Source organism: Alteromonas sp. 5NW40-0090 (genome assembly GCF_057552975.1).
On sequence record NZ_BAAJLT010000016.1, the window covers coordinates 108,726 to 122,041 of the forward strand.

Genomic DNA, 13,316 nt, shown 5'->3' on the forward strand with positions numbered 1-13,316 from the left:
CCTTTTATTTACAATTTAGCGCTTTTTACTTATTCAAATAATGTGCAGCCAGAATGAATGGACCTACACCTTTCGCGTCGTTAGCTCGGATTGGCTCACTCATGTAGTAGTCGAATGAACCATCTCTATATGGATTTCCACCAAGACCAGCAACAGCGCAAACTTGTTCAAGGCTGATAACGTTAGTTTCTGGGTTAACCGAAATCATTTGATCAAGAAGTCCAGCAAACCCTTTTTCTGCGTGAGCTTTGTATTTTTCAGGAAGAAACTTAAGGCTTGCACCTTTAGCCATAGCGTAGGTCAACATAGCTGTACCTGATGCTTCAAGGTAGTTTCCTTCACGGCTTCCCAAGTCGGTAACCTGATACCAGGTGCCTGAATTATGTTGATAGGTAAGCGTAGCGTCGATAAACGCTTTAAAGCGCGCTTGTAGCCACGGTGTTTTTGGATGTTCGGCAGGAACAACTTCTAGCACATCCACCATTGCCATAGCATACCAACCTAGCGAACGTGACCAGTGATGTTGAGAAAGACCTGTTTCTTTATCAGCCCACTTTTGCTTTTTAGATGCGTCCCAGCCATGTAAGGGTAAGCCGGTTTTTTCGTCGTATAAGTGCTCTTCAATGAGTTCAAATTGCAAAAATACATCGTCTAGCTCTTTCATATCGCCGTACTTAACAATGTATTCAGCGTAGAAGGGAGCCCCCATGTATAAGCCATCAAGCCACATTTGATTTGGGTAGCGTTTCTTATGCCAAAAGCCGCCTTGCTCGGTACGTGGGTGAGTAGTAAGCTGCGCTCTAAGAAGGTCGGCGGCTTTTTTGTACTTAGGGTTGCCGGTTTCTTCATAAAGGAAAAACAGCACTTTGCCAGGGTTAATCATATCAATATTAAACTTATTGATATCATACGTTTTGATACTTCCGTCTTGTTGAACCAACATGTCATAGTAACCTTTTACATAAGACAAAAGACGGGGATCTTTAGTTTCTTGATAGACCTCTGTTATGGCGAGGAGGTTGAGGCCATGAACGTAATCCCACTGCGGATTCTCATCCCAATCGATTTGCCAAGCTTCTGGGAAACGCACCATTTCAGACTCTATCATTCTGATAGACCAAGACTGTGTGTTGTCGAGAGGCATTTGTACCGAATTATTTGCATTAGCAGTGAAAGAAACAAACGCCGTGCAAGCTACAACGGAAGCTGCGCGTAGAATACCTTTAAACATAACAAACCCTTATTTTATAACATTGTGAATACACTGTGTGCTACCGGTAGCATAATGATTTTTATTTTAACGTATGTCAACGATATTGTTCACATTTTTTTATCTTTTGCCTTACACCTCCTTTAACGTGCCTGTGTTTTTTAAGTTATTAATATGTAAGTTTATTTTATTTAGCTTCCGCGTGATTTAGGCGATTTTGGTTGTGTTGTTTTTGTTCGGATTTTTTCCTTAAAATTTTAGTTATTACAAATTTTCGAAATAAAATTGTTGCCACCGGTAGCATAACTGGTTAGGATGTAAATCAAATGTAAATCTCATTGTCGATTTCGGGATTTGCATTATTGCCGAAGAGAAGTTTTGCGTTAATAAAACATAGAGCAGTACCCTGCAATGCTTCTTATTCATTGTTTTGGTGGTCGAAATGCCACTGTAGAGAATGAAATAGAATTGACGCGTTTTCGCTTCCTAAACAGCCTATATGTGCGATCGGTTTAAAAATAGCATTAGCGATAATAATCACAAAAATGTTATCCGGTGGCACAAAGGGAAGTGAAATGGTTAAATACGTTAAATGTTGAATTTGTGTAAATTTGAATAGTCAAGACACGTTTCAAAAGTATATTCATCATTTCTCTGTATGCGCGTCGCTCTTAAATATAAAAACCGGAGAAAAAACAATGTTACCAAAGAAAAAGCAACTCGCTATTCTTGTCACGTTAGCGTTGTCAGGCGCACATATTCATGCGCAAGAAGCCACAGACGAACAAACTAGTGAAACCGAAGCACAAAATATGGAAGTCATAGAGGTATCTGGCTTTCGTGGGTCTCTCAATAAATCACTGATGGAAAAGCGAACATCAGTTAACAGCAAAGAATCTATAGTTGCGCAAGATATTGGTAAATTCCCGGACCTAAATATTGCAGAGTCTATTCAGCGTGTTCCTGGTGTAGCCATCTCTCGTGAGGGGGGAGAAGGTCGCCAAATTACCCTGCGTGGTTTGAGCCCTTCTTTTACCCGCACAACACTAAATGGCATGGAAGTACCAGCAAGTACAGATGGTACAGACTCAGGTGGCGGTGTTAACGGCGGACGTGGCTTCGACTTTAATATTTTCGCATCTGAGTTGTTTAATCGCGTAGATATTCAAAAATCTCCTACAGCTTCAATGGAAGAAGGTGGTATTGCAGGTACCGTTGATCTTTATTCAGCAAAACCGTTCGATTATGACGGTTTTAAATTCGTATCGTCTCTTCAGGGCGGGTATAACAGCATTACTGAAGAGACTGATCCACGTGCAGCCTTTATGATCAGCAACCGCTTTGCTGATGACAAAGTGGGCGTATTGTTTTCTGCCGCGTTTTCTGAGCGCACAGTAAGGCAAGAAGGTTTCGGTACGGTTCGTTGGACAACACCGGTTCGCGACGGGGGCGGCATCTTTGCCGACACGTCTGATACTGTTGTGAACGGCACGCCAGACGTGGGCAATTGCGAGTATCAAGGCGAATCTGTTGATCCTGTTAACTGCTTGTGGACGCCACGCCTTCCGCGACCTGATTACTTTGGCAATGACCAAGAGCGTACTGGTTTTACGGGGTCTATTCAGTGGGCTGCAACAGACAATTTCACACTAACGTTAGACGGTTTAGTGTCTAAGCTTGATAACACCCGTACCATGTATAACTTCTTCCACATGTTCAGAAGTACATTCGATGAAATTACGCCTACCTCTATTACAGTACATCCAAACGGCAAACAGGTGCTGGCTGGTACTTACGACGGTATCAAATCGCGTATAGAAAGCCGCTTACAAGAATCAACCACTGACTTTAGCCAATTCGTGATTTCTGGCGAGTGGTTTATTGGTGAAAACCTTAAACTTGATATAATGGCAGGTACTGCAGAATCTGACGCGCGTTCAGAGCAATATCGTTACAACATGACGCTACTTGAAGAAACGAGCTATGGCTTTGATTTCAGCAACAATATCAATGCTCCGCAACTTACTTACGGCTATGATGTAAACGATGCAAGTAACTATAATTTAAGCGACGGTCGCTTGCGCGCCACCGATGTGTTGCGCGAAAACGACACAGTTAAGTTTGATGCCACTTATCTTGGTGATGAAGTGACAATCAAGGCAGGCTTCGCCTACAACGATCGTGTTGTAACCTACAGCGAAGAGCAAATTAATGGTTTCCCAGATCAAGATTCGGCGGTCGGCTTTGCTGAAATGATGCCTGTAGATGACTTTGGTAGCGGCTTTGATGGAACACTTGATCCGTTCCTTGTGGCTGACTTTGATGCTATTAACAGTCAATTGCTAGACGTTGTTTGGACACCACGCTCTGCACAAAGCTGGCAAGTAGGTGAGGAAACCTCTGCTGCTTATATCGAGATGGATACAAGCTATGAGATTGGCGACATGTTGCTTCGCGCCAACTACGGTGTGCGTTACGTGAAAACAACCACTACCTCCGAGGGCTTTATTCAAGGTGAAACCGTACAAATTGAAAATGACTACAACAACTTTTTACCAGCGGTTAACTTAGCACTAGAAGCGACCGATGACGTGGTTGTTCGCCTTGGCTTAACCCAGTCTATGACGCGTCCAAGCCTAAATTCTTTAAACCCTGGCAACCCAAGCTTTGATTATATTAACGGCTCGGTGAGCGTAGGTAACCCGTTCCTAGACCCGTTTACGTCTGATAACGTAGACTTTGGCGTGGAATGGTATTTTGATGACGAAGCGCTAATTGCAGCAACGGTGTTCTACAAAGATATTGATAACTGGATTGTTCGTGCATCAGAAGAGCGTCTAGTCGACAGCGCTTATTACGACTTTATCGACAACGATGCACAGTTTGACCCTGTAATTGCGCTAGACCCACGCACTATTCCATACGAGCATAGCAGTCCAATTAATGCTGAAGACAGAAGTGTAAGCGGTTATGAGCTAATTTATCAGCAGCCGCTAAGCTTTCTACCAGGCCTGTTCGAAAACATGGGTATCGTGTCGAACTACACTCACGTTAACGCTGACGACATCGAAGGTATGAGTGAAACATCGTACAACTTTACGGTGTATTACGAAACAGACCAATACGGTGCGCGTGTGTCAGTTAACAAACGCGACGATTACCTGACAGACTTTACTGGCAGCAATGGTAATGTTGCGCACGGTACGACAGGACCTACGCAGGTAGATTTCTCGTCATTTTATAACGTAAACGACGAGCTAACGTTGACCTTTGAAGTAATTAACCTTACCGATGAGTACGAGCGTTTGTTTACCACGGGTGATGGCTCATTGAACTTGGTACGTGAGTACAACCACACGGGCCGTCAGTTCTTCTTGGGTGCTCGTTATACTATGTAAAATAGCAGGGCGACCAAGAAAATTGGTCGCCCTGAGATCAAAATTAAATGTTGTGTTCCGTGAAGACGGGTATGTTTGGCCATCGTAATGATGGCCTTTTTTATGTGCAAAAAGTCTAGGCCGGAAGGAGTTCAGCACGCCTCTACCTGACTTTTTGAGCAATTTGCATCGCAACAATAGAAATATTGAAAAGGAGAAAAGGTGTGAGAAATTCAAATAAACCCACCACAGGGAAAATATTCAACGCGCTGCGCTACAGTCTTGCAAGCGTTTTTGCTGCATCGAGTACTTTTACAGTGGCAGGCCAGCAAGGCACAAGTACACTTCACATTAGTTATGCGGCGCAATCTAGCGCTTATGCACTTACCAGTTCGGGTTCCCATAGTGCTTCAATCCAAAGCGCTACTAATAAAGGCAGTGAAGAGGCTGTAAAAGCTCTATCCTACAAAAAGCCAGTTACCCTACATCTGGTCGGCGATTCAACCATGTCAGACAAGCCTATGTTGTCATATCCAGAACGTGGGTGGGGGCAATTGCTTCCTGAATTCATGCTGCCCAATCTTAATATTAAAAACCACGCGGCTAACGGCAGAAGCACAAAGCGATTTGTAGATGAGGGACGCTGGCAGCTTCTGTTATCCGATCTGTCTGAAGGTGATTTTGTGGCTATTCAGTTTGGTCATAACGATCAGAAACAGTCGGATCCTGCTCGCTATGCCGACCCGGAAAATGCTTATCCAGCTTACTTGAATCAGTTTGTTCAGGATGTTGAAGCAAAAGGGGCATCAGTGATTATCGCAAGTAGTATTTGCAGGCGTCATTTCACTGAGGAAGGTGTATTAAAACGGACGTTGCTGGCGTATGCCGATGCTGCGAAAAAAGTGGCAGCACAAAATAACGTGCCATTTATCCCTATGAACGCTTTAACCTGCGATTTTCTTGCTCAGATAGGCGAGCCTAACAGCAACCATTTTTTCATTAAGGTGCCCGCCGACCTATATGCGCGCTACCCTCAGGGCAAAACGGACGACACTCACTTGAACGTAGTAGGCGCGGCTAAAATGGCGCAAATATTTGTGCGAGAGCTAAAAGCGACAGCGCACCCACTAGCAAAATACGTATATCGAGACACGTTGTGAGCTTACCTAAAAATGAAGTGGCGCGTTAATGTGGGCGTGCCGTGTTTTTTGGTGGGGGGGCGCCTTTATTTTAATTGGCGTACGTTTTCAAGGTCAACAGTGGTAGGGAATAGAAAAGAAATGCCACATACCGACTATAGCGACGGTATGTGACTATTGAAAGCATCACTTGATATTATCGCACCTGGGTAGGTTATTACAGTCGCTGCCACTTTTGCTCCATAACTCGCGCTTTCTACGGGCTTTTTACCTGCAAGTCGCGCCGCCATATAACCGCCGTTGAACGCATCGCCAGCAGCCGTTGTATCCACCACGTGCTCAACACGCTCAACTGGCACAATACACTGTTCGGGTTTACGAAGAATATGGACACCAACCGCACCGTTTTTCATCACGATTTCTTCAATATGTTTGTCGGCTAAATAGGTAAATATCTCCTCGGCATTGGTGTGCTCGAACAGCATTAAATGGTCGTCTGCGCCAGGGAATGCCAAATCAGATTCAGCATAAGCCTTGCCCGTCCAGTATTTGGCCTCTTCTTTTGAGGACCAAAGGCGTGCGCGATAGTTAGGATCAAAGGCAATCTTACAACCCTTGGCCTTAAGGGACGAAATTAGTTCAAAAAGTGTAGCGCGCTGTTTGTCGTCTAAAATGGCAATAGAGATACCGCTCAAATAAAACCAGTCGCAAGCAAATTCAGCGCCTTTCATAATATTAAGCGTCTGTGTTGCAGCGGACTGATTTCGCCAATATGCAAAGGTCCTTTCACCCTCATTATCGTTGCGGATCATATAAAGACCGAGATTATGCGTCGATGAGCGAAACACTAAATCGGTATTAATTTCGTGTTCGCCCATGTTGAACATCAGTTCGTCGCTTAAAAAGTCTGCGCCGATAGCCGTTAAGTAGCTAATAGAGGATGACGGTAAACAACGTTTTAAATAAACCGCAGTATTGTACGTGTCACCAGCAAAGCTTTTCGCCATTAAGTTATTACCTGTGTTTTCGTCACAAGTACTAACTGATGACTCAAGCTGAGTGCTTCGAAGCTCTACCATACACTCGCCAAAAATAACCATTCTTTGTTTGGTATCAACTACGCTCATGCCGCCGCCTCATCAAATATTGTTAGGCTGTGCTGGCATGCCACAGTTATAGCTTGCCAATTTTTTGCTTCAATGGCTTCCTTGGGCATCATCCATGTACCGCCTACCGCTCGAACATTGCCAAGAGAGAGATACTCATTCGCGTTTTCGCCATTAATGCCGCCAGTAGGGCAGAAGCGAACATCGCTAAATACGCTTGAAATAGCTTTAAGAAAGGGTGTTCCGCCGCTAAGACTTGCAGGAAAGAACTTCATTTCGCGAATGCCTTTTTGGTGCGCCAAGAGAATATCGGCAGGCGTAGCTACACCTGGCAAAAAGGGGGCATTAGAAGCAATCAGTGTATCGAGCAATGCCTCTGAGCTTGTGGGTGTTATCAAAAATTGCGCGCCAGCATCTAGCGCCTCGAATACGTGGTTGCGATTTAATAATGTGCCCATCCCCACGACTAGTTCAGGAAACTGTTTTCTAATCGCTGACAGGGCTTCAAATGCAGCGTCGCTGCGTTTCACTACTTCTATGTTGCACAGACCGCTATTTGCAATTGCTTCTGCTAGGTGAAGCCCTTCGTCAACAGATTTAGGCTGAATAATAGGGAGCAATGGGGCGCCTTTAAGCATGGAAAAGGTACTTTTCATCACGCGGTTCCTTTTAGTGAATCTAGCGAACTTTCTGTTAACCTTGTGGGAACAGAGCCTTGCTCAGTTTCGTTGCTATTTTCGTGCGATAAAATATCAAGTAGCTGATTAACTTTTTCGAGCACCTTATCTTTAAACGTATTATTTACCGACAGTTCGGCGAACATGGTATCAAGAGACAGCAATTTCTTAGCAAGTTCTATTGCCTGAAAGTCTACCGATTTTGCCGTAGCCCTTAACATACTATCTAGCGGGTCGGTAATGGTTTCGTTTAGACGTGCCTTGTTGTTTACAAATAGGCACCAAGCAGCAACGGCAGTACAGAGCAAATCAATGTTTCGTCTTGCTTTTAGGTTATCGCGTATTGTGTCGAGAATACGAAATGGGATTTTCTGTGAGCCGTCCCAAGCTATTTGCGACAAAAGGTGCCGTATATGCTTATTCTCGAAACGCTTCACGATATCTTGAGAATAAGCGTTGAGATCGAAGTTTTGTGTAGCGCTACCGTCATGTTCGCAACCACTACTTAGAGATGGAACGATTTCTTCCTGTAACATGGTTTGAATCAGCTGTTTGATAGCTGGGGTGCTTATCGCATCAAATACAGTCTCTTTGCCAAGTAGTAAGCCTAAATAGGCTAATGTTGAGTGGCTACCGTTTAAGATGCGAAGCTTCGCCTTTTCAAAGAAGCTTACATCATGGGTAAAGGTAACGCCCACTTTATCCCATGCGGGTCTTGGGCCAGAAAACTTATCTTCAATTACCCATTGAGTAAATGTCTCACGCTGAATAGGCCAGTTATCGGTTAGACCCAGTTCATCGGCAACATTAGCTTTAAAGCTATCTTCAGTAGCAGGTGTAATGCTGTCGACCATAGTACAGGGAAAGGAAATATTGTCGCTGATCCACTGACCCAATGACTCGTCAGTTTTATTAGCAAATTCGGTTACCGCTTTTTGAAGCTTCTTGCCGTTATCTGACACATTGTCACAGCTAATAATGGTGATGTCTGCGTAGCCTGCCTGCTTTCGCTGTGACAGCGCTTGCACGATAAGGCCAACAGCGCTTACCGGTGTTTCTGGCGTGACTAAATCAGCTTTAATATCTGGATGGTCGGTATCAAGGTGACCTTGTGCATTAAGGCAATAGCCCTTTTCTGTCACGGTGAGGGTGACAATTTTAGTCTGTTTGTTAACCAGCGCAGCAACAATATCCTCGCGGTCATTCGCTAGCGTAGAGAGTGCCTTAATTGCGCCAATAATGTGAGTTTCAGGCTCGTTGTCAACAATGCACAAAGCATACAGGTTGTCTTGCGTAGCTAACGCTTCTTTAAGTGATGCGCTGCGCATCGATACACCGTGAATACGCCAGTCGCCCCCGTAAGCCAGCGCTTTTTCGGTGTAATACGCCTGGTGCGCACGGTGAAAGGCGCCCGGGCCAATATGAACAATCCCACAACCGGTTGCTTCTAGGTCGTAAGTGGGTTTACTAACGCTGTTACTTAAAAGAGGCAGCGTTGAAATTGATAACGGCTTGGTCATGTCTACCCCAGCTTGTATGCTTGTTTAGCAAAATCATAAGTTAGCTTTCTGGCAATACTGGCCGCCTCTGTTTCACTGATGCGGTGCTCCACAACTAGCTGTGCAAGGAAGCGACAATCAATGCGTCTGGCAACATCATGACGTGCAGGAATAGACAAGAACGCGCGCGTATCGTCATTAAAACCAACAGTATTGAAGAAACCTGCGGTTTCTGTCACTTGATGTCTAAAGCGCAACATGCCTTCAGGGCTATCGTGGAACCACCAAGAAGGACCAAGTTTCAGGCAAGGGTAGTGGCCTGCAAGGGGTGCTAATTCACGGCTGTACGTGGTTTCATCTAATGTAAATAGAATAATGTCGAGGTTAGGCTCGTTACCGTATTTACCGAGTAACGGGCGAAGCGCTTTAACAAAATCTGTTTGCATTGGAATGTCGTGGCCTTTATCGCGACCAAACTGTGTAAAGAGCTGACTGTTGTGGTTTCTAAACGAACCAGGGTGAATTTGCATCACCATGCCATCTTCTACACTCATTCCCGCTAATTCGGTAAGCATTTGCGCTCTAAATAGCTCTTGCTCTTCAGCGTTACTGTTTCCACTTCTTACTTTATCGAATAAAGCAATACACTCAGCTTCACTTAAATCAGCTGTGTTCGCCGTTGGGTGTCCGTGATCTGTTGCTGTTGCACCGTGCTCTCTAAAGACGGCACGTCGTGCACGAATTGCTTTCAGGTAGCCCTGCCAGGTTGCAGTGTCTTCACCGGTGAGCTCACCAAGTTTCTCAATATTTGAAACAATATCTTCGCGTGAAGCATCGACTACATCATCAGGTCTAAAGGTGGTAATAACCCGCTTTGCCCACGGTGTATCTTTAATCGCCGCGTGATGGGGAAGGGCATCAAGCGCACCTTCGGTGGTCGCAATTACTTCAATATTGAAGCGGTCCATCAGTGCACGGGGTTTAAAGTCATCCCCTTGAAGCTGCGCAGTGATGTGGTCGTAATAATGCGTTGCGTTGTCGCTACACAACATCTCTCGCAAACCAAATACATCGTGAAATACAGTGTCTAACCACAAACGCGATGGTGTGGCAGCAAATAGATGATAGTTATCTGCCAGAAGTTTCCAGATTTTACGTGGATCCTTTTCCGTTTCGCCGCCGTCCCAACGTGGCACACCAATATCGGTTAATTTGATACCTTGGCTATACAGCATTCTGAACACATAGTGATCAGGGGTGATAAACAACTCGGTTGCATTGGTGAAATTATTGTTTTGTGCAAACCAACGTGGGTCAGTATGGCCATGTGGACTTATGATAGGGAGATCTCGAATTTCCTTATACAGCGCCTTTGCAACACTTCGGGTTGCTTCATCGGCAGGAAAAAGTCTATCTTCATGTAATAATATCGATTCCATAACGCTCTCTTTTAGAGGGTGACGCCACGTTTCCAAATAGCAATCTCATGGCTGCCATTCTTCTCGTTGCAGGTTTGTTGACCAGATGCCACTGCCAAACAATGTTGGAGTAGCGCTTCGGCACACTTATCGATAGAGACGCCTTCTAGAACTTGTCCAGCGTTAAAATCTATCCAATGTGGCTTCTTATTAGCGATATCTGAATTTGACGATATCTTGACTGTGGGTACAGGAAAACCAAGGGGCGTGCCTCGGCCTGTGGTGAATAAAACGATATGTGCCCCCGATGCTGCCAACGCCGTTGAACTAACGGCATCGTTACCAGGTGCTTGTAATAAACTTAAGCCTTTATCTTGCTTGGGCTCGCCATACTGCAAGATGGACTGAATAGTAGACGTTCCACCTTTTTGAACCGCGCCGAGAGACTTTTCTTCTAGCGTGGTTAAACCGCCTGCCTTATTGCCTGGAGACGGATTTTCGTAAATAGGTTGGTTGTGGGCGATAAAATAGTTCTTAAACTCATCAATCAGCGAGTTAAACGCCTCAAATACGCCTTTGTTTTTAGCGCGATTCATTAAGAGCTGTTCGGCGCCAAACATTTCTGGCGTTTCGGTTAAAATGACCGAGCCGCCTAGATTACACATTAAATCGGTAACACGCCCTACTGTTGGGTTGGCAGTAATTCCGCTAAATGCGTCGCTACCACCGCACTTCATTCCCAACGTTAATTCGCTAGCGTCTATGGGCTCACGTTTGTCATTGGCCATTACTTTTAGCAAGTCGTAAACTGCGTTTACGCCTTCTTCTAATTCGTCTACCACGTCTTGAGCGTTGTAGAAACGAATGCGGTTTTCTGGTTTATCAACGTGAGGCAGTAAGTTCTTCAGTTGGTTGTTTTCGCATCCCAGACCGACAATTAACACTGCGCCAGCGTTAGGGTGAGATGCGAGAGAGGCTAAGATAGTGCGCGTGTCATCTAAATCATCGCCCAGCTGAGAACAGCCAAAAGGGTGGGTGAATGCACGGAACCCATCGCACTCGCTAGCGAAGCGACGATTACATTCGTTGGCAATACGATCTGCTGTTCGATTTACACAGCCTACGGTATTAATGATCCACACTTCATTGCGAATACCTACTTTCCCATTTTCTCTTCTGTAGCCCATAAACTGCAAACTAGAAGGAAGTTGTTTTTGTTTTGCAGCACCATTTGACGGCGCGTAAACGTACTGTTCAGTCCCTTTTAACTTGGTCTTTGCATTATGGCTGTGAACATGTTCACCAGCATTAATTTGTCGCGTTGCAGCGCCAATGCTGAAACCATATTTTTTAATGTTGTCACCTTTTGACACTTCAGCTAAGGCAACCTTATGACCGGCAGGAATGTCTTGGCTAACTGTAATGTCATATTCAGTGATGTAAGTGCCTGTCGCGATAGGGCAGGTTGCAACCGCGACGTTATCAGTGTTGTGCACTCTAACTAATTGTGTTTTAACGTCCATGACAAATCCTACTTCATCTTAACGGCTAACTTTACTGCTCGGTTGTATTGGATAAACACCGAATATTCTAAAAGAGCGAGAAGTTAAAAAACGTTGTCTTTTACGCCCAGTTTACAAATTTTTATTTTTAACATTCTTGTTTAAAAATATGCCACCGGTGGCATATTAGGCTGAAAAAGAAGTGTAATCAACACTTCGTGATAAAAAAGTCACACTTTTTTGATGGAATCGCGAATAATTAAGTGGGGTTTAACTAAATAGGTTTCGGATTCACTGACCTCACTGCCTTCGATATGTGCAATGATTTTACGCGCTGCGATAGCAGCCATATCTCCCACGGGGCGTTGAATAGTGGTCAGAGCAGGGATCACGCGAGCGGCGAGTAAGTTGTCGTCGAACCCTGCGACTGAAAGTTCGTCAGGCACGGTAATACCCATTTCGTGTGCCACTTTTAACACACCTGCCGCCATTTCATCGTTGTTCGCAAAAATAGCTTTAACTCGTGGTGATTGGATAAGCAATTGACGGGCGCATTCGATTCCACTTTCGAAGGTATTTTTACCTTCAATCACCCTGTTCTTTGGGACATCTACACCTAAACCGTTCAGCGTTTCAACAAAGCCTTCCAAACGCTCATTAGAGGAATGGTACTGCTGAGGACCGCTAATAATACCAATATCTTTATGACCCAGTGATACCATATAACGGGCTAAATCACTTAACGCTGCTCTGTCGTCACTAACGACAATATTTTGATGGTCATCTAAATCTACAGACGCCATTCTCACATAGTTAATGTTCTTTGATTGGAGCGCATCGGCCAATATTTTTGACTCTGAAACAGGGGGCAAGATAATAACGCCGTCAATATTTGAGCGACGTACAAAGTTGATACAGTCATCAACAAAGCCGTCGGCATTGTAACGGCAGGGATGAACGACCAATTCGTAGCCCTTTTGAGAACATATGCTTAACACGCCTCTTTGTACTTGGTCGATATACAAGGCATCAGGGTTGTCATAAATCAAGCCTATCAAGTAAGAGCGGCTAGTACTTAAACCACGCGCTTGCTTGTCAGGGGCAAACCCCGTTTCTTGAATGACCGCTTCAATGCGCTCACGTGTTGCTTTTCCCACATTGGTCGCACCGTTAATGACGCGTGATACGGTACGCTTTGATACCCCTGCTAGAGCTGCAACATCATTGATAGTCGGGCGCTTGTTCATAATTCTCTGTTTTTCCGCGCTATTATGTCGTTATTTCCGATATTACCACACAAATATGGGCAATATGTTTTTGTTACTTAAAAGTGAAAGTTCGTGTGATCAAACTACGCCTGACCACACCTTTCAGTTTTGATGATTCTA

9 protein-coding genes are annotated in these 13,316 nt (G+C 44.6%); 2 read left to right on the forward strand and 7 right to left on the reverse strand.

Annotated elements, in window-relative coordinates; translation table 11 throughout:
* Positions 1-25: 25 nt before the first annotated feature.
* Complete coding sequence (locus AC27KT_RS18605; protein WP_487132399.1) at positions 26-1,231, reverse strand: glycoside hydrolase family 88/105 protein; 1,206 nt, start codon at positions 1,229-1,231, stop codon at positions 26-28.
* 677 nt (positions 1,232-1,908) lie between these two features.
* Between AC27KT_RS18605 and AC27KT_RS18610 the strand changes: the two genes are divergently transcribed.
* Together AC27KT_RS18610 and AC27KT_RS18615 are read left to right on the forward strand one after the other, a co-directional pair.
* Positions 1,909-4,608: a TonB-dependent receptor gene (locus AC27KT_RS18610; protein WP_487132401.1), complete on the forward strand. Its 2,700-nt coding sequence runs from the start codon at positions 1,909-1,911 to the stop codon at positions 4,606-4,608.
* A gap of 203 nt (positions 4,609-4,811) precedes the next feature.
* Entirely contained in the window at positions 4,812-5,747 is a 936-nt protein-coding gene (locus AC27KT_RS18615) for a rhamnogalacturonan acetylesterase (RefSeq protein WP_487132403.1), read from the forward strand.
* A gap of 134 nt (positions 5,748-5,881) precedes the next feature.
* On the opposite strand, the gene AC27KT_RS18620 is transcribed toward AC27KT_RS18615, so the two are convergent.
* From AC27KT_RS18620 to AC27KT_RS18645, 6 genes are all read right to left on the reverse strand, one after another.
* Entirely contained in the window at positions 5,882-6,853 is a 972-nt protein-coding gene (locus AC27KT_RS18620; protein ID WP_487132405.1) for a sugar kinase, read from the reverse strand.
* Positions 6,850-7,488 carry a bifunctional 4-hydroxy-2-oxoglutarate aldolase/2-dehydro-3-deoxy-phosphogluconate aldolase gene (eda, locus tag AC27KT_RS18625; RefSeq protein ID WP_487132407.1) on the reverse strand — a complete coding sequence of 213 codons (639 nt, stop codon included), beginning with the start codon at positions 7,486-7,488 and terminating at the stop codon, positions 6,850-6,852. The genes AC27KT_RS18620 and eda overlap by 4 nt, the downstream gene beginning before the upstream one ends.
* Entirely contained in the window at positions 7,488-9,029 is a 1,542-nt protein-coding gene (locus AC27KT_RS18630; protein ID WP_487132409.1) for a mannitol dehydrogenase family protein, read from the reverse strand. Before AC27KT_RS18630 ends, eda begins: the two co-directional genes overlap by 1 nt.
* Positions 9,030-9,031: 2 nt before the next feature.
* Complete coding sequence (gene uxaC, locus AC27KT_RS18635) at positions 9,032-10,447, reverse strand: glucuronate isomerase (RefSeq protein ID WP_239301883.1); 1,416 nt, start codon at positions 10,445-10,447, stop codon at positions 9,032-9,034.
* Between the two features lie 11 nt (positions 10,448-10,458).
* On the reverse strand, positions 10,459-11,949 hold the full coding sequence (locus AC27KT_RS18640) for a UxaA family hydrolase (RefSeq protein WP_487132412.1): 1,491 nt from the start codon (positions 11,947-11,949) through the stop codon (positions 10,459-10,461).
* Between the two features lie 209 nt (positions 11,950-12,158).
* Positions 12,159-13,175 carry a LacI family DNA-binding transcriptional regulator gene (locus tag AC27KT_RS18645; RefSeq protein ID WP_487132414.1) on the reverse strand — a complete coding sequence of 339 codons (1,017 nt, stop codon included), beginning with the start codon at positions 13,173-13,175 and terminating at the stop codon, positions 12,159-12,161.
* Between the last annotated feature and the right edge of the window lie 141 nt (positions 13,176-13,316).